We start from the raw sequence: 20,903 nt of genomic DNA, 5'->3' as shown, positions 1-20,903 counted from the left end.
ATCGGCGCAGCGGGTGAAGCGCACGTGACGGGCCAGGGTCAGTTCGATGACAGGCCTGCCTGCGCCTCGCCCCTGTCGGCGCGCTCGAATCGCCCGTAGAGTACGGGCCCCGGTTCGCCATGAGGACGCAACGATGCAGTACCGCTCCGCCCTGCTGGCCGTTCACCTGGGCGCCCTGCTGTTCGGCCTGGCCGGCGTGTTCGGCAAGCTGGCCGAGAGCGGGCCGCTGCTGATCGCCTGCGTGCGGGCGCTGTTCGCAGTGCTCGCCCTGGGGCTGTTCGCCAGCCTCTTCGCCCAGGTGCGGGGGCGACGCCCCGGCTTGCGCCAATTGCTGGCACTGGTGGTCGGCGGCCTGTTGCTGGGTGGCCACTGGCTGGCTTTTTTCGCCGCGGTAAAACACGCTGGCGTGGCCATTGCCACCCTCGGCTTCGCCAGTTTTCCCGCCTTTACCGTGCTGCTCGAGGGGCTGCTGTTTCGCGAGCGCACCCGCCCCTCGGAGTTCGCCATGGTCGGCCTGGTCAGCCTCGGCCTGGTGCTGGTCACCCCGGATTTCGACCTGGCCAGCCAGGCCACCGGCGGCCTGCTCTGGGCGGTGTTTTCCGGCCTGCTGTTCGCCCTGCTCTCACTGCTCAATCGCGCCACCACCCACGGCCTCGACCCGGTGCAGGCAGCGCTGGTGCAGAACCTCACGGTATTCGCCTGCCTGCTGCCGTTCGCCTGGTCGCTGCTGCCGGCCGTGCCGGCGCTCGACTGGCTGTGGTTCGCCCTGCTCGGGGTGTTCTGTACCGGCGTGGTACACAGCCTGCTGGTCGCCAGCCTGCGGGTGCTCAAGGCGCGTACTACGGCGGTGATCCTGGCCCTCGAACCGGTCTACGGCATCGCCTTCGCCTGGTGGCTGTTCCACGAGGTGCCGACAGCCCGCATGCTTGTCGGCGGTGGGCTGATCATCCTGGCGATCTTCGTTTCGGCGCGCCTGGAAGGCTCAGCGCGGTAGCGATTCGAACCCGGGCCTGGCGAACAGGTAGCCCTGCATGTAATGCACCCCGAGCTCCTGCAGCGTGTCGCTTTCCGCCTGGGTTTCGATGCCCTCGCCGATGATCTGGATGTCCAGCCGCTCGGCCACCAGGGCAATGCCGGCGACGATCGCCTGGCGCGCCGGGTCGCTCGAGATATTGCGCAGCAGCGCCATGTCGAGCTTGATGACGTGGGGCTGGAAGTCGGCCAGCAGGTTGAGACCCGAATAGCCCGAGCCGAAGTCGTCGATGGCGGTGGTGAAGCCCTGGCGCACGTACTCGCTGAAAATGCGCTTGAGGTGCTCGGGATCACTGACCTTTTCTCCCTCGGTCACTTCGAACATGAGCCGATCGGTCGGGAAGTCGAAACGCCGGCTGGCCTCGAGGGTGGCGCGGATACAGGTTTCCGGCCGGTATACCGCGTTCGGCAGGAAGTTGATGCTGAGCTTGCAATCTTCGATTTCCTGCAGACCCAGCCGCGATGCCAGCTCGATAGCCCGCACCCGGCAGGCCTGATCGAAGCGGTAGCGATTGCTGTCGTTCACCTTGCTCAGGATTTCCCCTGCCGGCTCGCCGTTCATCCCGCGCACCAGCGCTTCATAGGCATAGGGGCGCTGGCTGCGCAGGTCGAAGATCGGCTGGAACGCCATGGTGAATTCGAAATCCAGGCCGTCGCCGGCACGGCATTCGGCGCAACCGACCGGCTCGAATGGCTGGGGAAAGAAGCTCTTGCCCATGGGTCATGTCCTCAGTCGAATCCGTAAATGCCTGTGAGTGTAGATGAGCGCTCCCGGATGCTCGGTGCAATGGAATGGCGGCGGTCAGGGGCTCACTCGCCGCGCGGGCGCTCGTTGTGACCGAGATCGCGTGCCGGGTCGATCAGGTCGCGCACCCGCTGCTTGAGCACCTTGGCCTCGGGAAAACCGCCGTCGGCCTTGCGCTCCCAGACCTGCTCGCCCTCGCAGGTGATGCGGAACACGCCGCCGGTGGAGGGCTCCAGGCAGACCCGGCCGAGATCGTCGGCAAAGGTGGACAGCAGCTCCTGGGCCAGCCAGGCGGCGCGCAGCAGCCACTGGCACTGGGTGCAATAGGTGATGACGATTTCCGGTTTGGCGGCGGGCATGGCAGGGCTCCAGGGAAGTGGGCGCCCTATAATAGCGGCCTTTGTGCCACCGCCCTGGAACGAGTCATGCGCCGCCTGCTCTGCGCCCTGCTGCTGATGCTCCCTCTCATCGTCCTGGCCGGGGAAGCCCGCCCCAAGGTCGGCCTGGTACTGTCCGGCGGCGCCGCCCGGGGCCTGGCCCACATCGGCGTGCTCAAGGTGCTGGAGGAGCAAGGCATCGCCATCGACGCCATCGCCGGCACCAGCATGGGGGCGGTGATCGGCGGGCTCTACGCCTCCGGCTACCGGGTCGAGGAGCTGGAGAAACTGGCGCTGACCCTGAACTGGCAACAGGTGCTGTCCGACGCGCCGCCGCGCAAGGACATCCCCTTCCGCCGCAAGCAGGACGACCGTGATTTCCTGATCAAGGAGCGCCTGAGCTTTCGCGACGATGCCAGCCTCGGCCTGCCGCTGGGGGTGATCCAGGGGCAGAACCTCGCGCTGCTGCTGGAAAGCCTGCTGGTGCACACCAGCGATACCCGCGACTTCGACCAGTTGCCGATTCCCTTCCGCGCCGTGGCCACCGATATCGCCAACGGCGAGCAGGTGGTCTTCGACCACGGCCACCTGCCCCTGGCGATCCGCGCGAGCATGTCGATCCCGGCACTGTTCGCGCCGGTGGAACTGGACGGCCGGCTGCTGGTGGATGGCGGCATGGTCGACAACATCCCGGTGGACGTGGCGCGGGCGATGGGCGTCGATCGGCTGATCGTGGTGGACATCGGCACGCCGCTGAAAGGCCGCAAGGACCTGCTGACGGTGGTCGACGTGCTCAACCAGTCGATCACCATGATGACCCGGCGCAATTCCGAAGCGCAGCTGGCGACGCTGGGCACCGACGACCTGCTGGTGCAACCGCAGCTGGCGGCCTACGGCGTCACCGACTTCGCCCGCGCCGAGCAGTTGATCGAGACCGGCTACCGCGCTACCCGCTACCTCGACGAACGCCTGGCCGAGCTACGCCCGCCGGTGGTGGAGCCGGCGCTGAGCCTGGCCCGTGCGCCGGGCCAGCGCAGCCCGGTGATTACTGCGATCCGCGTGGAAAACGACTCGAAGGTGGGCGATGCGGTGATCCGCCGACACATTCGCCAGCCAATCGGCGAGCCGCTCGACCTCGATCGCCTGCAGAAGGACATGGGCACGCTCTATGGCCTCGACTATTTCGAGCGGGTGGAATACCGCGTGCAGCGCCGCCACCTCGGCAATACCCTGGTGATCCACGCCCGCGGCAAGCGCTCCGGCACCGACTACCTTCGCCTCGGGCTGGCTCTCTCCGACGATCTGCGTGGCGATAGTGCGTTCAACATCGGTGCCAGCCTGCGCATCAATGGCATCAACACGCTGGGTGCCGAGTGGCTGACCCGCGCGCAGCTCGGGGACCGCCAGGAGCTGTACAGCGAGTTCTACCAGCCCCTGGACGCCGGATCGCGCTACTTCGTCGCGCCCTATATGTTCGGCGAGGCGCGCAATATCGAGGCGATCCTGAACAACGACCCGATCGCCGAATACCGGCTGGAACGCTATGGCTATGGCTTCAGCGTCGGCCGGCAGATCGCCAACAACGGCGAGATTCGCTTCGGCATCGGCCAGGCCTGGGGCGAAGCGGACGTGCGGGTCGGTCCGCGGGACCTGCCGAGCTTCGGTTTCAGCGAGGGCTACTACGAGCTGAAGTATTCCTTCGATACCCTGGACAGCGTCGACTTTCCCCGCGAAGGCGAAGACATCGGCCTGACCCTGCGCCAGTACGACAGCGCCCTGGGCTCCGACGCGCGCTACCGGCAATGGCAATTCAACCTGGACAAGGCTCTCAGCCACGGAGCGAACACCTGGGTACTGGGCGGCCGCTACGGGCGCACGCTGGACGACACCGAGGTGGTCACCTCCAGCTTCCTGCTCGGCGGCGCGCGCCAGTTGTCCGGCTTCCGCCAGGACGCTCTGAGCGGTCAGAACCTCAGCCTGGCGCGGCTGATCTACTATCGCCGGCTGACCGAACGCTCCCTTCTGCCGCTGGATTTCCCGCTCTACCTGGGTGCCTCGCTGGAGCGCGGCCGCATCTGGAACAGCGACGGCGACTTCGACAGCGGCACGATGAACGCCGCCAGCGTCTTCATCGGCTACGACACGCCGCTGGGACCGCTGAACTTCAGCTACGGCCGCAACGACGACGGGGAAAAGGCGCTGTACATGAACCTGGGGCGAAGCTTCTAGGCTGGCGCCCTTCACGACAACGCCGCGGGACGAGCGCGGCGTTGCGGCGAAGCATCGTTCGACTCAGGCGATTCTCGCCAGCAGCTTGCGCGCCACCTGCTTCTCCTCGTCGTCGCCCTCGCTGATCAGCTCATTAAGGATATTGCAGGCGCTGTCCAGGTTGCCCTGTTCGATATACGCCAGCGCCATGTTGAGCATGGTCAGGTGCTCGCGGTTGCCGGCCAGATGCTCCAGATCGCGGTCCAACAACCCGCCGATGGAAGGCTCGGCACAGGCGGCGAACTCCTCGGTCAGCACGTCCTCGCCCGGCTCGACCCGCGGCGGCTCGCCGAAGGCGCTGAGGTTTTCGCGGTCGGCGGTCAGCTCGCGCACCTCGGGGAACTCCCGCAGGTTGGAGCGGAACGTCGAGTCGCTGGCCAGCACCAGACTGGGCTTGCTGCGCACCGGCGGCGCCGGGAACGGGCTGAGCTGGTCCCAGTCGGCATCCAGCGACAGATCCTCCAGGTTGAGCTGCACCTCGTCGGCCTGCGCAGCGCTAGCCGGCTCGTCGTCCAGCGTCAGCACGGTATCGCCCAGCGGATCCGGGGCTGAAGTCGCCCACTGCTCGGCGTAGTGCGCCTTGATGGTCTCCAGCTGCTCGCCAGCCCCCAGCCCGCCCACGACCGCCACCTGGGCGGCGAAGCCTGCGCTGTCGTTCAACATGCCCAGTACCTCCAGCAGGCGCAGTTGCAGATCGAGCCGCTGCGGCGCCTGACGAATGGCGCTGCGCAGGGTACTCGCGGCTTCTTCGAAGCGGCCATAGGCGATGTAGATGTCTGCGCCCTCCAGCGGATCGCTGGCCAGCGCGTGGCGTGGCTGGTCGAGGCGCAACGGGCCCGAGGCCGGCTCGGCAGGCGCCTCGCGCAGCGGTGGAACCCGGTGGGCCTGCAACTTGCTGCGCAGGACCTCGGCGCGCTGATCCAGATAACGCCGCCGCAGCAACAGCCCACCGGCCAGCAGCAGAAGCAGCACCCCGCCCGCGACCAGCCCGCGGCTTGCCGGCAGGCTTTGCGAGGAGGGAGCAGGTTGCTCGGCCCGCGGCGGCACGGCCTGGGTTGCCGTGCCGTTGGCCAGTTCGGCCTGCAACGCGGCGATCTGCTTGTCGCGCTCGTGCAGTTGCTGTTGCAGGCTTTCTACCTGCCGCTGCAGGTCGCCCAGTTGCGCGCTCAGTTGCCGGCGCTCGGCCGACTGCGCCGCCAACTGGTTGTCGACCAGGCGTTGCAAATCCGCGAGCTGCTGCGCACTGCCATCGGCCAGGGCCCGTTCTGCCAGGGCTTCGCTCGCCGTTTCGACGACGGGCTCGACCGCTGCGCTCGGCTCAACCAATGGCTCGGCCGCATCGACGGTCGCCTCGGCAACAGCCATGTCCGGCAACAGCAGTTCGGCCCCCAGCTTCAGGCGACTGGCATCGCCGCCTATGAACGCCTGCGGGTTCAGCGCCTGGATGCCGCTCATTAACGCCTGCTGGGAGGCCAGGCTGCCGGCCTGGCGCAGCCGCTCGGCGATCGACCACAGGCTGTCGCCGCGAACCACGCTGTAGCGCTCGCCCCGCAGCGCCTCGGGCGGTGCGACCTGTGGCTGCGGCTTGCGCGGCACCGGGCGCGGCTCGGCGATGCGGTCCGGCACGACGCTCGGTTGTGTCGCTGCCGTGGTGCGGTAGGCCGTTGAGCCCGGCGGGTCGAGCAGCAGGGTGTATTCGCGCAGCAGGCTGCCGTTCGGCCGTGGGATCTCGATCAGGAAATTCAGGTAGGGCTCGCGCACCGGCTGGTTTGAAACCACGCGGATCACTCCGCGACCGCCGCGCAGTACCGGGGTGAAGCGCAGGTCGTTGAGGAACACGAAGCGCTCGACGCCGGATCGTCGGAACGCATCGGCGGTGGCCAGGCTGACCTTGACCTCGTCGGCGTTGAGGTCGCCGATTTCCAGCAATTCGATCTCGGCTTCGAGCGGCTGGTTGAGAGCCGAGTGCAAGGTGATTTCGCCCAATCCCAGCGCGGGCACCATGCCCGAGTACAGGGCAGAGCCAGAAGCGAGGGTAAGTAGAAGTCGGCTGACACGCGCCATGGGGCCTCCCCGGAAACGTTCTGCAAAACGCTACCGCTCGAGCTCCTAGCTGGACATCCGGGAGGGATGGAGAGGTGGGCGCCGCATGAAAGACTGTGTCGGGGGAACACCGCTCCCTGGAAAGCCCGGCCTTCAGAGTATGAACGCCGTCACGCTTCATTGTCCGACAATCAGGCTATATGCCATCAAACTTGTCGGCATAAGCCAGCTCAGCTGCCGGCCCTGCGCATGCCCCGGGCCGGCCAGACCGCCAGCAGGAACAGCGCGGCAACCAGCCAGAAGCTTTGCCGGAACGCCAGTGCCTCGGCCAGCGCGTGGCCACCTTCGGCGGCATGGCGCCATTCGAGGAAGAAGGTCAGCAGGTTGACGCCGAAGGCCCCGCCCAGTTGACGCACGAAGGTAATGGCTCCTGCACCATGGGCCAGCTCCTCCGCGCCCAGGACGTCCAGCGAACCGGTACTCAAGGCCGGCAGCAACAGGCCCAGCCCGACACGCCCCAGGCATGCCCACAGGCACAGTTGCAGGAACGAGCTGCCCTGCCCGGCCCAGCCCAGCCCAGCGGCCGAGAGGGCGAACACCAGCAACCCCGCCATCAGCAGCAACGGCGCTTCCAGGCGATCACTCAGCCAGCCGCCGCAAAACGAGGCAATGCCCAGCACCACCCCGGCCGGCAGCAACAACAGACCGGCGCGGCCGGCGCTATAGCCTTCCACCGTCTGCAGGAACAACGGAATGAGATAGGTCGAGCCGTAGAGGCCCATGCCCAGCGCCAGCGATACCCAGCTCGCCCGGCGAAACGCCGGGTGGCGCCAGAGCCGCAAGGGTAGCAGCGGCGTAGGGCTGCGCCGGCTGCGACGCAGGAACAAGCCGCCGGCAACCAGCCCGAGCAACCCCGGCAGGCCGGCCTGCATCGTCAGCACGCCGAAGCGCTGAGCCTCGGCCAGCGCTCCCAGCCAGGCGAACAGCGCCACCCCGAGCAGCAGGAAGGCCCACAGGTCGAGAGACACGGCGCCCGGTTCGCGCCGGCTGGGCAGCAGCCATTGCGCGGCGACCAACACCACCAGGCACAGCGGCAGCGGCAGCCAGAACACTGCCGCCCAGTCGAAATGATCGATCAAATAGCCGCCGATGGTCGGCCCCAGGGTCGGCGCGATCATCACGCCGAGGCCGTAGATGCCCAGGGCCATGCCCCGGCCGCCACCGGCAAACACGCGGAAGATCAGGATCATCGCCAACGGCTGGATCAGCCCAGCGCAAAGCCCGAGCACGATGCGTAAAAGAATCAGCTGCCAGGCCTGGGTAGCGACCAGCGCCAGCAACGAGGCAAGGATGAACAGACCCAGACCGACCTGGGTAGTAAGGCGTGCGCCGAGCCGCGCCTGGGCCCAGGCCGCAAGCAGCAAGCCGGCGGTCATGGCGGCGAGATAGCCGGTCGACAGCCATTGCGCCAGCGGCCGGCCGATGTCGAAATGGGCCATGATCGCCGGCAGCGCCACGTTCACGCTGGTGGACGCCAACACCATGGCCATGGTGCCGGCCATCAGCAGCGCCAGCAGCCACTGTGGGTAACGTGGGCCGAAGCGGGCCTGCAAGGCCGGCAGGTCCTGCCCCATCAGCGCTTTTCCAGGTTGGCCAGGATGCGTGCGTGGACCTGTTGGCAGAGCCGTAGCTGCTCGGCATCGATACCGGCGAACAGCTCCTGGCGCAGTTGGCTGGCGATGGTCTCGATCTGTTCGATCAATGGCAGCGCCGGGGGGCTCAGGCTGACCTTCTTCGCTCGCCGATCCTCGGCCACCGTCTGCCGGCTGATCAGGCCCTGGGCCTCCAGGCCATCGAGTAGCCGCGCCAGGGTCGGCCCCTCCACCGCGACGCTGCAGGCCAGTTCGCGCTGGGTCGGCGGCTCGGGAAAGCGCGCCAGGTGCAGCAGCACCAGCCAGCGCGCCTGGGACAGACCGAGGCCGGATAGGCGGCGGTCCAGTTCGGCCCGCCAGCCTCGGGAAAGCTGGGCGAGTTGCATACCGAAACGGTGTTGATCGAATTCCGCGGACATACGCACTTCACGAATGGAACAAACTGTTAGCCAGCTAACCATATTCGCGCCCGCGGAGGCAAGGCCCGGCCCGCTCCTACCACTTCACATATTGGTCTTCGACGAAGCCCCAGAGATTCTCGATGGCGATCGCCGGCCGGCCATGGGGACGCAACACCCCCTGGAAACGCCCGAAGATCTGCTTGAAGTTACTGGCGATGAAGCCGAGGTTCAGGCGCTCCTTGTGCAGCCCCTTGCCTTCGAAGGCAAGCTCTACCTGGCCATCGTGGGAATGCAGGCGCCAGGGCCGCAGCGGCTGGTCGCGGTCGAACTCGAACCGCACACCGTCGACCTTGATCATTTCGCCATCGAGCCAGAAGCAGTTCTCGCTGAAGCTGGTCTCGTTCACCCCGCAGGAAAGGTTCAAGCCCACGCGCAGGCCGCCCGCCCGGCCGGACAGGCAGGCCCAGTTCCAGCAGGTTTCCGGGCGCATGTAACCGGCCGACCAGTCGTGGTGGGCAAAGGCGTCGATCGCCGCCAGGTCGAACTGGCCCAGGGTGCTGCGCACTTCGCCGCTACAGCGCACTCCGGCCACCTTCTGCGCGTAGACCCAGCCGTTCACCGCGGTCGGCGTGCAGATACGCATGGGCTCGAACGCCGGCATGCGCTCGCTGAAGCGGGCGTCGATATGGGTGCCATCGTCCAGTTCCACCAGCAGGCGCTTTTCCCGGGTGGCGGCGCGGTTTTCCAGGCGCAGGCGATTGCGCCCGCTGCGCAGTTCGCAGACGCCGTCGTCCGGGGTCTGGCAGAAGCGGGAGCCGAGTCCCAGCGGCAGCTTGAACTGGCGCTCGACCATTCGCCCCGAGGCGGGATGGAACAGGTAGACGAAACCGACTCCGGCCAGGCTGAGATTGGCCAGGGCGCAGCCGCCGATCAGTTGCTCGCTGATCAGGCCGAAATATTGGAACTGGTGGAAGCGCCGCCATTTGGCCAGCGCCCCCAGGCGCCGGCCCATCGGCGAGCGAAAGTCGAAATCGCGGTAGTTGATGGTGCCGGGCGTGCTGTCGAAGATGCCGTAATGCGGTTGGCCGTTGGCCTGAATCAATCGCTCCATGGCGGGCTGCTCGCTGCAAAGAACGGCGATGCTAGCACCGCCTCCCGGGTCGACGACTCACCAACGGCGCCAGCGACAGGGGCAGAACGGGCCAGTCGGCGCATTTCCGGACTTTAGTCGGGGCTGTGAAGCCCCGTTGTAGGCGCCAACCGCCTTGCCTGGCGCTAGCAGACCACCTGGTTGCGCCCGAACGCCTTGGCTTCGTAGAGCGCACGGTCGGCATGCTCGTAGAGCTGGTCCAGTTCGCCGCCCTGGGCCGGTTGCAGGCAGGCGATGCCGATGGACATGGTGACCATGCGGGCGGTATCCGAGCCGGCGTGCTCGATATCCAGGGCTTCCAGCGCCGCCCGCAGGCTCTCGCCGCGCTGGCAGGCTTCCGCTTCCGAGATATCGTAGAGCAGCACGGCGAACTCCTCGCCGCCGAGGCGCACCGACATGTCCAACGGCCGCCGCGCCGCATCCGCCAGCACCTGGCCCACCCGTTGCAGCACCAGGTCGCCGGCCTGGTGGCCGTAGCGGTCGTTGAACGCCTTGAAGTGATCGATATCGCACAGCAGCAGGGCCAGCGGGCACTCTTCCCGCTGGGCCTGGCGCCATAGGCGCTCCAACTGGCGGTTGAAGCTGCGGCGGTTGTTCAACCCGGTGAGGCTGTCATGGTCGGCCAGCTCGCGCATCAGGCGGCTGACCAGGAAATGCTCGCGGGACTTGTGCTCCAGCAGATAGCAGCCGACCGCGCCGATCAGGTTGCCGAACAACAGGAACAGCACATTGTTGACCAGCCGCGGCGCCGGCAGCCCGACCCATAGCTCGAAAACGATATAGGCCGCCAGCACCACCAGCGAGCTGGCGAGCGCCTCCTTCAGGCGCAGGCCGATGAGGAAGTAAGCCGACATGCACACCAGCAGCAAGCCTTCATAGGGATAGCTGGGGTCCACCCGATGAGCGATGGCCACCACTGCCGCAGCGCCCAGCCCCAGGCCGATGATGCACGCCAGGCTCAGCGGTACCAGCAGATGCCGCATGCGCCGCTGCAGGATCAGCCAGCCGCAGCCGACCAGCAGGCCCAGCACCATGACGCGTACCGTGAGCATCCACCAACGCTCGGCGGTATCGATCAGCACCACGTCGAGGGCGGCGAATGCCAGCCATACCAGCAGGCCGATGCCGAGCGCCATACGCTTGAGCACGAAGCTGTCGTCGCGCAGATAGGCACGGTACTCGTCTTCCAGGGGCCGCACGAAACGCAGCCAGGGGAAGCCCAGCAACAGTTGGTCGGCATAGGGATTGGGACGGACATCGTCCAGCCAGGCGTGGGGAGGCAACATTCACCTCATGGATAGGAGCCTGGACCCACCTTAGCCGTTCGCGACATGCGTCACAACATTGTCGCGATGTCGCGACGGCAAAATGGCGTTCAACCGGCCTAAAGGCAGGCCGTCAGAGTTCGAACTCAGCCTGCAAGGCCGCACGGACACACTGTAGTACACCGTCATCCACGCGGCCGGCGAATTGCGCGGCGATGGCCGCCGCCGGCGGCAGCTCGCCCTCGCCGTCGAGGAAGGCATCCTGGATCTCGCCAAGCAGGCCCTCGGGCAAGTCCAGCGCCTGCTCCAGGCTCAGTTGCTGGCGACCGATAGCCTCGGCCAGCAGGCTATAGACGTTCTTCTCGGTGCAGTCCAGTTGCCGGGCGATCTGCGCCGGCGTCATGCCGGCGCGGGCCAGGCTGATCAGTTCATGGCGCAGGTCGCTGGCCGAGCGCGGCGCCTCGGCGGCACCGTTGAGCACGTCGAGGAAGGCCTCACCGTAGCGCTCCAGCTTGCGCGCACCGACCCCGCTGACCCGCGCCATCTCCGCCATGGACGAGGGCTTGCTGCGCAACATCTCCAGCAATGTCGCATCAGGGAAGATCACATACGGCGGCACCGAATGTTCCTCGGCCAACCGGCGCCGCAGGGCCCGCAGCGCCTCCCACTGCTCGCGCTCCTCGCCGCGCACCAACTGGCTGGCGGCACTGGAGGTGGCCTTCGGTGCCTTGGTGGCCAGGTCGCGGCGCAGTTCCAGACTGACCTCGCTGCGCAGCAGCGGTCGGCAGCTCTCGGAAAGCCTCAGCCCGCCGAAGCCGTCCAGGTCGACGTCGGCCAGGCCGCGCGCCACCAGTTGGCGGAACAACGTGCGCCACTCGGCCTCGCTGCGCGCCTTGCCAACCCCGAATACCGACAGGTGCTGGTGGCCCAGGCCGCGCACCTTGTCGTTGTCGCGGCCGAGCAGGATGTCCACCAGGTGACCGACGCCATAGCGCTGGCCACTGCGATAGATCGCCGACAGCGCCTGGCGGGCCGGCTCGGTGGCATCCCAGGTCTGCACGCCGTCGACGCAGTTGTCGCAATGCCCGCAGGGCTTGGGCAGTTCCTCGTCGAAGTAGGCCAGCAGCGCCTGGCGGCGGCAGCGGGTTTCCTCGCAGAGCGCGAGCATGGCCTCCAGCTTGTGCTGCTCGACGCGCTTGTGCCGCTCGTCCCCCTCGGAGTTGTTGAGCATCTGCTTGAGGAAGATCACGTCCTGCAGCCCGTAGGCCATCCAGGCATCCGCCGGCAGGCCATCGCGGCCGGCGCGGCCGGTTTCCTGGTAGTAGGCCTCCAGCGACTTGGGCAGGTCGAGATGGGCGACGAAGCGCACGTTGGGCTTGTCGATGCCCATGCCGAAAGCGATGGTCGCCACCATGATCAGCCCTTCCTCGTTGAGGAAACGCTTCTGATGGTAGGCCCGCAACTCACTGGGCAAGCCGGCGTGGTAGGGCAGCGCCGGGAAGCCCTGCTCCGTGAGGAAGGCCGCCATGTCGTCGACCTTCTTGCGCGACATGCAGTAGACGATACCGGCGTCGCCCTTGCGCTCGGCGAGAAAGCCCAGCAACTGCTTGCGCGGCTGCTCCTTGGGCACGATGCGGTAGAAGATGTTCGGCCGGTCGAAGCTGGACAGAAAACGCTCGGCCTGCTCCAGGTGCAGGCGCTGGACGATTTCCTCGCGGGTGCGCTTGTCCGCCGTGGCGGTCAGGGCGATACGCGGCACGCCGGGGAACAGCTCTGCCAGTTGCCCGAGCTGCAGGTATTCCGGGCGGAAGTCGTGCCCCCATTGCGAGACGCAATGGGCTTCGTCGATGGCGAACAGCGCGACCTGCAGGCGACTGAGGAAATCCAGCATGCGCGGCTGAACCAGCCGCTCGGGGGCAAGGTAGAGCATCTTGATCTCGCCGCGGCGAATGCGCTCGGCGATCTGCCGCTGCTCGTCGGCGCCCAGGGTGGAATTCAGCGCCACGGCAGCTACGCCCAGTTCGTCGAGCGTCGCCACCTGGTCGTCCATCAACGCGATCAGCGGCGAAACCACCACCGCCAGGCCGTCACGCAGGATGCCCGGCACCTGGTAGCACAGCGACTTGCCGCCGCCGGTGGGCATCAGTACCAGGGCATCGCCACCGCTGGCCACGCGCTCGATGATCGCCGCCTGGTTGCCGCGGAAGGCGTCGTAACCGAATACGTCTTTGAGGATGCGCCGGGCCTGTTCGAGCATGAAAACTCCCACTGTGTCGTTCGAAGGACCGCTCCGTGGCCCTTCCCAGGCGGTTCGCCCGGTCGGGCGGCCGCTACGATGCGAAAAGTCGCGCATTATACGCGAGCGTCGCGCTTGGCAGGCGCACGCCCATCGCGACACCCATTCGGCAAAAAAAACCGCGCGGCAAACGCCCACGCAGCGCTATCCGGGCTAGAATCCAGCCTCGATATCCCCTCAAGGTTGCCCCGTCATGTCCTTCGCCGAACAACTCTCCCGCCTGCAAGCCTTCCTCGATGCCGATGAGCTGCACGACGAGGCCCTGGACTATGTGGCCACCCACGGCTATCTGACCGCCCTGTCGATCTGCCCCGAGGTAGTACCGGAGAGCGAATGGATCGACGCCCTGTTCGCCGAGCCGCCGCACTACCGCAGCGAGGCCGAGCGCGAAGAGATCGAGACCAGCTTGCGCCAGCTCAAGGCTCATATCGGTCGCCAGCTGGCCAGCGACGACGACCCGGAGCTGCCCTGCGACCTCGACCTCGGCGAAGAGCCGGACGACTCCGACCTGCGAGGCTGGTGCATCGGCTTCATGGAAGGCGTGTTCCTGCGCGAAGGCATCTGGTTCGAAGACGCCGAAGACGAGATCAGCGAGCTGCTGCTACCGATCATGGTCGGCTCGGGGCTGTTCGAAGACCAGCCGGAGTTCGCCGACATCGCCCAGGATCGCGACCTGGTGGACAGCATGATCGAGCAGATCCCCGAATTGCTGACCGCCATGTTCCTGCTGTTCAACGCGCCCGAAGAGAAGCCCGCGCTGCTCAAGCCGCGCCAACGCTGACAGTCCGCCGCCTATGGCGCACGGCGACATCCGCGAAGCCCGCCAACCCTGGGTGCGCTACCTGCTGCTGGCCATCGGCTGGCTGTGCATCGCACTCGGGGTGATCGGCATCTTCCTGCCGGTACTGCCGACCACGCCTTTCCTGCTCCTGGCCGCCGCCTGCTTCGTGCGCAGTTCGCGGCGGTTCTACCTCTGGCTGGTGACCCACCCGCGCCTCGGCCCGTGGATTCGCGACTATCTCGATGGCCAGGGCATTCCGCTCAAAGGCAAGGTCTACGCCATTGGCCTGATGTGGACGAGCATCGCCCTCTCCTGCTACCTGGTACCGATGCCCTGGGCACGGCTGTTCATGCTCGCCAGCGCAGTGCTGGTCACCCTCTACATTCTCAAGCAGAAAACCCTGCCGACCCGGCGCTGACGAATCGGCAAAAGCCCCGGGCAGCGCCTAGACTTGCTCCATCTTCGGCGGAGAGATGGCATGCAGCCAAGGCAGCGTGCGAAACGATGGCAACGGCTCCGGCGCGGGCCGGCGCTGGCGTTCGGCCTGCTGCTGGGGCTGGGCCTCGCCTGGGGTGACTGGGCCTGGAACTTCCCGTTGATCATCAAGAACGCCGAACAGCGCTATGGCGCCCTGGGCATTGCCAAAGGCCGCATCGAGGCCTGGGACGAACTGCTGCGGCACGCGGGCGGGCTGTCGGAGCGGGACAAGCTGGTCGAGGTGAACCGCTTCTTCAACCGGCAGATCCGCTTTTCCGACGATGTTCACGTCTGGCGCCAGACCGACTACTGGGCCACCCCCATCGAATCCCTGGTCAAGGGTGCCGGCGACTGCGAGGACTACTCCATCGCCAAGTACTTCACCCTGCGCCGCCTCGGGGTGCCCAGCGAGAAGCTGCGCATCACTTACGTCAAGGCGCTGCGCCTGAACCAGGCGCACATGGTGCTGACCTACTACGCCACGCCCGGCGGTGAGCCGCTGGTGCTGGACAACCTGATCGGGGAAATCCGCCCCGCCTCGCAACGTAAGGACCTGCTGCCGGTATACGCCTTCAATGCCGAGGGGCTGTACCTGGCCGCGGGCAAACGCAGTGGCGACAGCAAGAAGCTGTCGCGCTGGCAGGACCTGTTGAAAAAAATGCGCGCCGAAGGCTTCGCCATCGGAGAGGGCTAGGAGAACGTCATGTCGTTACTCAAGCAGCTGTTTCTCGCCATTTGCCTGTTTCTGGTGGTGGCCTTCACCGGCAGCTTCATCGCCGGGGTGGAAAGCTCCCGCGAGCAGATGATCGGCCAGCTCCGCTCCCACGCCCAGGACGCCGCGACCGCCCTGGGGCTGTCGATGACGCCGCACATCGACGACCCGGCCATGGTCGAGCTGATGGTCAGTTCGATCTTCGATAGCGGCTATTTCACCAGCATTCGCGTGGTGCGCATCCCGGACGAAACAGTGATCGTCGAACGTTTCGCCGACACCGCCACCGGATCGACCCCGGCCTGGTTCGCCAGGCTGGTGGACCTGCGCCCGCAGAGCGGCGACGCGCTGATCATGCGGGGCTGGGAGCAGGCGGCGCGGGTCGAGGTGTTCAGCCACCCGCAGTTCGCCCTGGCCAGGCTATGGGAAGGCGCTATCGGCAGCCTGCTCTGGCTGCTGCTCTGCGGGCTGGTCAGCGCGGTGCTCGGCGGCTGGCTGCTGCGCACCCAATTGCGCCCGCTGGACAAGATGGTCCAGCAAGCCCAGGCGATCACCCGCCGCGAGTTCCTCACCCTGCCGCGGGTGCCGCGCACGCCGGAACTCAAGCGCGTGGTCCTGGCCATGAACCAGATGGTCGACAAATTGAAGATGCTGTTCGCCGAAGAAGCTGCCCGCAGCGAGAAACTGCGTGAGGAAGCCTACCAGGACAGCCTGACCGGGCTGGCCAACCGGCGTCTGTTCGACCTGCGTCTGGCCAACCAGCTGACCATTGCCGAGCACCATCCGGAAGGCTACCTGCTGGTGCTGCGCGTGCATGATCTCGGCGGCCTCAACCAGCGTCTCGGCGGCCAGCGCACCGATGCGCTGATCGGCGCCATCGGCGAGCTGCTCAAGCGCGTGCAGGCGCACCATGGCAAGCCTGCTTGGCTGGCGGCGCGCAGCCGTGGCGGCGAGTTCACCCTGCTCGCCCCCGGCCTGGCCGGCGCCGATGCCGAACGGCTGGCCGAGGAACTGAGCGAGGGCCTGCAAAGCCTCGAACAGACCGGGGCCAGCGACCGCGTGCCGGTGGCCCATATCGGCGTCGCGGCCTTCACGCCCGGCGAACAGGCGGAAACGGTGATCGGCCGTGCAGACCAGGCGCTGGCCCAGGCACAGAGCGTCGCCGGCAAGCCCTGGGCCCGCGTGGACGACTATGCCGCCCAGCCCGGCCAGAGCCTGCACGAATGGCGCGACTGGATCGACGAAGCGCTGAGCAAGGGCAAGCTGTTGCTGTACTTCCAACCGGTGGTGCAATGCAGCGATCGCCAGCGGGTGTTGCACCGCAAGGTCCTGGCACGGCTGCTCGATCCGCTGGGCGATGCGGTGGCGGCCGGGCGCTTCCTGCCGTGGATCGAGCGCCTGGGCTGGACCACGCGCTTCGACCTGGCGATGCTCGAACACTGCCTGGCGCACCTGGCGGTCAATCCGGAGCCGCTGGCGCTGAGCCTGGCTGCCGCCACCCTGCGGGAACCCGACGGCCTCGAGCAACTGCTCGCCATGCTGCGGGCCAGACCGCAGCTGGCCCACCTGCTGACCCTGGAAGTGGACGAACACCACCTGCCGCCCCCGGCCGAATTCGAGCAGCTGAGCCAGCGCATCCGCGAGACCGGCTACCACATCGGCCTGCAGCACTTCGGCGGGCGCTTCAGCCTGATCGGCAACCTGACCCACCTCGGCCTGGCCTACCTGAAGATCGACGGCAGCTACATCCGCAACATCGACCAGGAAAGCGACAAGCGCCTGTTCATCGAGGCCATCTACCGGGCGACCAACAGCATCGACCTGCCGCTGATCGCCGAAATGGTGGAAACCGAAGGGGAACTGCTGGTGCTGGAAGACCTTGGCATCCATGGCGTCACAGGTCGCCTGATTGGTGCGCCAGCCCCATGAACCAAACACGCGGAGGGAGCGGAGCAAGGCTTTGCCGGCAAACGGCAGGCCGCTCGTTGGGCGTCGCCGCCGCGCTCCTCAACCGCAACCTACGAGTGCGCGGCGGCTCAGATCAGCTTGTGTTCGTCATCCCCCAGCAACCCGCTCAGGCCATCCAGTCGGGAACGGGTTTCGGCGCGGTCGTGCAGTTTGCGACGGGCGGCCTCGGGCAGATCGGTATAGCGGATCACGCCACGACCAACCAGCACGTCCACCAAGTCCTCGATCACCCGTACCAGCTCCAGGTCGCTGTCCTTCAACCGCGCCAACCGCTCATGCACCTCTTCGCGGGCGCTGAGCCATGCATGCAACTCCTCGTCCTCGACCGCCAGGGTCTCGGTCATGCCGTCGAAAGGTTGGTGCTCGACCCGCAGCAACCGCCCCGCCCCATCACGCTGCACATAAACCATGCCGCCTCCCGATATTGACCGCTGCACGCCGGACCGCTCCATGCCCTTTCCAGACCGCATAAAAAAGCCCGCCACCCTGGAGAGTGGCGGGCGGGTCCGGTTAAGTGAGATTAGACGGTATCCACCTTCAGCGAACCGTCGCCGAGCATGCTGAGGACCAGATCGGCCTCGTTGCCCACCCCATAGCTGGCATACAGGTCGACATTCTGCAGCACGATGGTCTGATCGGGTGCCACCGCTGGATCGGCGACCGCGGTACTGGTCACTTTTAGCACGGTATCCGCGCCAGACACCGAGATATCGATATAGCTGAGCAGGTTGCCGATGTCTCCAGGCGCGCCATGTTCGCCCACCAGCAGTTCGGACAGATCCAAACGGTCGCCGCCGCTGTTGAAGCCCTTGGCGAAGTCGGTGACGGTATCCGTGCCCTGATCGCCCGACAGCCACTTGAAGGTATCTGAGCCGGCACCACCGGTGAGGGTATCGTTGCCCAACCGACCGATCAGCACATCATCGCCGGCACCGCCAAGCAAGTTGTCGTTCCCGCTGCTGCCTTGCAAGACCTCGTTGGCGCCGGTGCCGGCCAGCACGAAGCCAGCCGCCGTACTGCCAGTGCCCTCGATGGTTATGTTCAGCGGCGTGGTCACGCTATCGCCGTCCTTGTCCGAACCGCTCAGGGTGAACGCGAGGTTCACGTCATCCGGGAAGATTTCCTCATGAACGGTCATCGACAGCAGCCGGTAGTCGCCGCTGGCGCTGCCCAGGCGCAACTCATTGAAGCCACTATCCTGGATGGCCGCGGCCGAACCGAAGGTGTAGGTCAAGGTCGAGCCCGCCACCGGGTGGAGGATGTCGAAGTTGGTATTGCTACTTTCTCCACTGCCCGCCGGCGGCGACCAAGTGCCGGACGCGACCAGCACACCCGTCGTGTACACCGCCCAGGTGAGAATGTCGCTGGTGCTCAGCTTGTTAATCTGGAAGCCGATGTTGTTCAGCATCGAGCTGAACGCCACCTTGAGAACCTCACCGGGGGTGATCAGGTTGTTGTCGATACCCATGCCGTTGCCCGAGGCATTCACCCCACCGGTGGCCGGAGTAGGCGCCAGCTCGGTGAAGGTCGCGGTCAGCCCATTGACCGGCAATACCAGGCTGAGTACCGGTCCGCCGGCGGTAAGGCCGAGCAGCGACTTGGTGATCGCCACCGTCGGGTTCGGCGTGACCAGCTGGAAGTCATAGGTACCGTTGGCATTCATCGTCAGGGTGAAGTAGGTCGCCCCCGAACTGGTGACCGTGGCCGTGAGCACCACAGAACCATCGGGGTTGTTCACCTTGCTGTAGGTGAGTGCACTGTCGGGCGGCGTGCCGTTCAGGTCGAACCTCCCGAAGCCATCCGCGCCGAAGGCAATGTCGACCGCGCCGTGCAGGATTCCTGCAACGTTGGCAGTGATGCCATGCTGCACACCCAGCAGGATGGGCACGTCATCTTCCACATTGATGGCGAAGCTGCCCGCCGGGAAGCCCCCCGCCACAGGATCGCCATCGCGATCGACGGCCGTCAGCACTGCCGAGAAGTCGATGCCGAAGCCAGCCAGGGTCTCGCTGTCGTTGCCATTGGCCAATGGGTGATCGATCGGCCCGAGTAACGTGAATTGATAGCTACCATCGGCCCCCACCTGCAAAGTGAACACGGTATGCCCCGTGACACTCCCAGTCAGCGTATCGCCCGACAGGCTGTAGCTAAGCGCTTCGCCACCGGACTTAAGTGCCTGAGCATACAGCGAGCTGAGATCGCTGCTCAGCCCCATGGCACCGGCACCATCGGCACCGAAGTTGACCAGCGCAAAGAGCGCACCGGCGACACCACTGACAGTCAAGGTCTGGCCAACCTCAGTGTTGCCCTGGTAGGGGCTGATCAGCGGGTCCTCATGGACCAGCCCGCTGATCCGGACTGGTGCCTGGGGCGTGCCAGCCAGACGCGGGCCATCATCGCGGAAAGTCAGATAATTGCCCAGGTTCAGGCTGCTGGCAGCCTGGTCGCCATCCGCATCGGTGATGGTCGCCACCAAGGCGATGGCGCTGCCGGCGACGCTGACCGGATCGTCCGGATCGCTGCCGTCCGGGTGTTGCAGGGCGCGTCGTTGATCCAGGGTGACATTGCCGCTGCCGTCGACGCTGACGGTAAAGGCGACGATGCTGGAGTTACCGCCGACCCAGCCTTCCACCACCCCGCCGTTCATGCCCAGCACGATGTCCAGGCCGGTGGCCACGTCCACCAGGCCGCTCGGGTCGCCGCTGATGCTCAGCGCATAGGTCACCGCGCCGGCACCGTCGGCACCGAAGGCGGAGCTGAAGGCACCGCTGAAGTCCGCCGTGGCGTCCACCGCCAGGTTGGTTTCGTCGACCACCAGGCTGGGCAGCTCGCTTTGAGAAAGCCCAATGCTCGGGCCATCGTCGCGGAAGACCAGGAAGTTGCCCAGGTTGAGGCTGGCGCTGGCCTGGTCGCCGTCCGCATCGGTAATGGTGGCCACCAAGGCGATGGCGCTGCCGGCCACGCTGACCGGATCGTCCGGATCGCTGCCGTCCGGGTGTTGCAGGGCGCGTCGTTGATCCAGGGTGACGTTGCCGCTGCCGTCGACGCTGACGGTAAAGGCGACGATGCTGGAGTTACCGCCGACCCAGCCTTCCACCACCCCGCCGTTCATGCCCAGCACGATGTCCAGGCCGGTGGCCACGTCCACCAGGCCGCTCGGGTCGCCGCTGATGCTCAGCGCATAGGTCACCGCGCCGGCACCGTCGGCACCGAAGGCGGAGCTGAAGGCACCGCTGAAGTCCGCCGTGGCGTCCACCGCCAAGTTGGTTTCGTCGACCACCAGGCTGGGCCGCTCGGTATCGGCCAGGGAAATGCTCGGGCCGTCATCGCGGAAGACCAGGAAGTTGCCCAGGTTGAGGCTGGCGCTGGCCTGGTCGCCATCCGCATCGGTGATGGTCGCCACCAAGGCGATGGCACTGCCGGCGACGCTGACCGGATCGTCCGGATCGCTGCCGTCCGAGTGTTGCAGGGCGCGTCGTTGATCCAGGGTGACGTTGCCGCTGCCGTCGACGCTGACGGTAAAGGCGACGATGCTGGAGTTACCGCCGACCCAGCCTTCCACCACCCCGCCGTTCATGCCCAGCACGATGTCCAGGCCGGTGGCCACGTCCACCAGGCCGCTCGGATCGCCGCTGATGCTCAGCGCATAGGTCACCGCACCGGCACCGTCGGCACCGAAGGCGGAGCTGAAGGCGCCGCTGAAGTCCGCCGTGGCGTCCACCGCCAAGTTGGTTTC

16 protein-coding genes are annotated in these 20,903 nt (G+C 66.5%); 6 read left to right on the top strand and 10 right to left on the bottom strand.

Annotated features, from left to right (window positions below; all coding sequences use genetic code 11):
- Window positions 1–133: 133 nt before the first annotated feature.
- Entirely contained in the window at window positions 134–994 is an 861-nt protein-coding gene (locus tag ACWKV7_RS08090) for a DMT family transporter (protein WP_483857151.1), read from the top strand.
- On the opposite strand, the gene ACWKV7_RS08085 is transcribed toward ACWKV7_RS08090, so the two are convergent.
- Both ACWKV7_RS08085 and ACWKV7_RS08080 read right to left on the bottom strand, forming a co-directional pair.
- A complete protein-coding gene (locus tag ACWKV7_RS08085; RefSeq protein WP_483857150.1) occupies window positions 983–1,750 on the bottom strand; it encodes an EAL domain-containing protein in 768 nt (255 codons plus the stop codon). The two genes, ACWKV7_RS08090 and ACWKV7_RS08085, sit on opposite strands and share 12 nt — an antisense overlap.
- Window positions 1,751–1,842: 92 nt before the next feature.
- The gene (locus ACWKV7_RS08080; protein WP_483857149.1) at window positions 1,843–2,136 is read right to left on the bottom strand and encodes an Rdx family protein; all 294 of its coding nucleotides are present in this window, start codon (window positions 2,134–2,136) and stop codon (window positions 1,843–1,845) included.
- A gap of 66 nt (window positions 2,137–2,202) precedes the next feature.
- Here ACWKV7_RS08080 and ACWKV7_RS08075 point away from each other — a divergent pair, with 66 nt between their 5' ends.
- A complete protein-coding gene (locus ACWKV7_RS08075; RefSeq protein ID WP_483857148.1) occupies window positions 2,203–4,383 on the top strand; it encodes a patatin-like phospholipase family protein in 2,181 nt (726 codons plus the stop codon).
- Window positions 4,384–4,446: 63 nt separating this feature from the next.
- Here ACWKV7_RS08075 and ACWKV7_RS08070 read toward each other — a convergent pair whose 3' ends face one another.
- From ACWKV7_RS08070 to recQ, 6 genes are all read right to left on the bottom strand, one after another.
- Window positions 4,447–6,486 (bottom strand): FimV/HubP family polar landmark protein, encoded by a 2,040-nt coding sequence (locus ACWKV7_RS08070; RefSeq protein ID WP_483857147.1) that lies wholly within the window; start codon window positions 6,484–6,486, stop codon window positions 4,447–4,449.
- A gap of 209 nt (window positions 6,487–6,695) precedes the next feature.
- The gene (locus ACWKV7_RS08065; RefSeq protein ID WP_483857146.1) at window positions 6,696–8,099 is read right to left on the bottom strand and encodes a DHA2 family efflux MFS transporter permease subunit; all 1,404 of its coding nucleotides are present in this window, start codon (window positions 8,097–8,099) and stop codon (window positions 6,696–6,698) included.
- The gene (locus ACWKV7_RS08060; protein WP_483857145.1) at window positions 8,099–8,536 is read right to left on the bottom strand and encodes a MarR family transcriptional regulator; all 438 of its coding nucleotides are present in this window, start codon (window positions 8,534–8,536) and stop codon (window positions 8,099–8,101) included. The genes ACWKV7_RS08065 and ACWKV7_RS08060 overlap by 1 nt, the downstream gene beginning before the upstream one ends.
- 76 nt (window positions 8,537–8,612) lie before the next feature.
- Complete coding sequence (locus ACWKV7_RS08055; RefSeq protein WP_483857144.1) at window positions 8,613–9,629, bottom strand: DUF2804 domain-containing protein; 1,017 nt, start codon at window positions 9,627–9,629, stop codon at window positions 8,613–8,615.
- A 164-nt stretch (window positions 9,630–9,793) separates the two neighbouring features.
- On the bottom strand, window positions 9,794–10,954 hold the full coding sequence (locus ACWKV7_RS08050; protein WP_483857143.1) for a GGDEF domain-containing protein: 1,161 nt from the start codon (window positions 10,952–10,954) through the stop codon (window positions 9,794–9,796).
- Between the two features lie 112 nt (window positions 10,955–11,066).
- Window positions 11,067–13,190: a DNA helicase RecQ gene (gene recQ, locus ACWKV7_RS08045; RefSeq protein WP_483857142.1), complete on the bottom strand. Its 2,124-nt coding sequence runs from the start codon at window positions 13,188–13,190 to the stop codon at window positions 11,067–11,069.
- Between the two features lie 232 nt (window positions 13,191–13,422).
- On the opposite strand from recQ, the gene ACWKV7_RS08040 reads away from it, so the two are divergent.
- The 4 genes from ACWKV7_RS08040 to lapD are packed head-to-tail and all read left to right on the top strand — an operon-like array spanning window position 13,423 to window position 17,128.
- Window positions 13,423–14,010, top strand: coding sequence for a UPF0149 family protein (locus ACWKV7_RS08040; RefSeq protein WP_483857141.1), 588 nt, complete (start codon window positions 13,423–13,425; stop codon window positions 14,008–14,010).
- A 13-nt stretch (window positions 14,011–14,023) separates the two neighbouring features.
- The gene (locus ACWKV7_RS08035; RefSeq protein ID WP_483857140.1) at window positions 14,024–14,428 is read left to right on the top strand and encodes a YbaN family protein; all 405 of its coding nucleotides are present in this window, start codon (window positions 14,024–14,026) and stop codon (window positions 14,426–14,428) included.
- 60 nt (window positions 14,429–14,488) lie between these two features.
- Window positions 14,489–15,181, top strand: a complete 693-nt coding sequence (gene lapG / locus ACWKV7_RS08030; protein WP_483857139.1) for a cysteine protease LapG — start codon at window positions 14,489–14,491, stop codon at window positions 15,179–15,181.
- A gap of 9 nt (window positions 15,182–15,190) precedes the next feature.
- Window positions 15,191–17,128 (top strand): cyclic di-GMP receptor LapD, encoded by a 1,938-nt coding sequence (gene lapD / locus ACWKV7_RS08025; protein ID WP_483857138.1) that lies wholly within the window; start codon window positions 15,191–15,193, stop codon window positions 17,126–17,128.
- A 107-nt stretch (window positions 17,129–17,235) separates the two neighbouring features.
- Here the strand turns inward: lapD and ACWKV7_RS08020 are convergent, their stop codons facing one another.
- Window positions 17,236–17,577, bottom strand: coding sequence for a tryptophan synthase subunit beta (locus tag ACWKV7_RS08020; protein WP_483857137.1), 342 nt, complete (start codon window positions 17,575–17,577; stop codon window positions 17,236–17,238).
- Window positions 17,578–17,687: 110 nt separating this feature from the next.
- Window positions 17,688–20,903 (bottom strand): DUF5801 repeats-in-toxin domain-containing protein (locus ACWKV7_RS08015; protein ID WP_483857136.1); only part of this gene is annotated, 3,216 nt, incomplete at its 5' end.

This window comes from Zestomonas ipomoeae, from assembly GCF_057128665.1.
The sequence above is the reverse complement of the archived record's forward strand: the minus strand, read 5'-3'. Positions and strand labels throughout refer to the sequence as shown.

Coding starts and splice junctions, on each gene's coding strand:
- ACWKV7_RS08065 (WP_483857146.1), bottom strand. CDS start 8,099: ATGGGGCAGGACCTGCCGGCCTTGCAGGCCCGCTTCGGCCCACGTTAC.
- lapG (WP_483857139.1), top strand. CDS start 14,489: ATGCAGCCAAGGCAGCGTGCGAAACGATGGCAACGGCTCCGGCGCGGG.
- ACWKV7_RS08055 (WP_483857144.1), bottom strand. CDS start 9,629: ATGGAGCGATTGATTCAGGCCAACGGCCAACCGCATTACGGCATCTTC.
- ACWKV7_RS08060 (WP_483857145.1), bottom strand. CDS start 8,536: ATGTCCGCGGAATTCGATCAACACCGTTTCGGTATGCAACTCGCCCAG.
- lapD (WP_483857138.1), top strand. CDS start 15,191: ATGTCGTTACTCAAGCAGCTGTTTCTCGCCATTTGCCTGTTTCTGGTG.
- ACWKV7_RS08070 (WP_483857147.1), bottom strand. CDS start 6,486: ATGGCGCGTGTCAGCCGACTTCTACTTACCCTCGCTTCTGGCTCTGCC.
- ACWKV7_RS08020 (WP_483857137.1), bottom strand. CDS start 17,577: ATGGTTTATGTGCAGCGTGATGGGGCGGGGCGGTTGCTGCGGGTCGAG.
- ACWKV7_RS08090 (WP_483857151.1), top strand. CDS start 134: ATGCAGTACCGCTCCGCCCTGCTGGCCGTTCACCTGGGCGCCCTGCTG.
- ACWKV7_RS08050 (WP_483857143.1), bottom strand. CDS start 10,954: ATGTTGCCTCCCCACGCCTGGCTGGACGATGTCCGTCCCAATCCCTAT.
- ACWKV7_RS08040 (WP_483857141.1), top strand. CDS start 13,423: ATGTCCTTCGCCGAACAACTCTCCCGCCTGCAAGCCTTCCTCGATGCC.
- ACWKV7_RS08035 (WP_483857140.1), top strand. CDS start 14,024: ATGGCGCACGGCGACATCCGCGAAGCCCGCCAACCCTGGGTGCGCTAC.
- ACWKV7_RS08075 (WP_483857148.1), top strand. CDS start 2,203: ATGCGCCGCCTGCTCTGCGCCCTGCTGCTGATGCTCCCTCTCATCGTC.
- ACWKV7_RS08080 (WP_483857149.1), bottom strand. CDS start 2,136: ATGCCCGCCGCCAAACCGGAAATCGTCATCACCTATTGCACCCAGTGC.
- ACWKV7_RS08085 (WP_483857150.1), bottom strand. CDS start 1,750: ATGGGCAAGAGCTTCTTTCCCCAGCCATTCGAGCCGGTCGGTTGCGCC.
- recQ (WP_483857142.1), bottom strand. CDS start 13,190: ATGCTCGAACAGGCCCGGCGCATCCTCAAAGACGTATTCGGTTACGAC.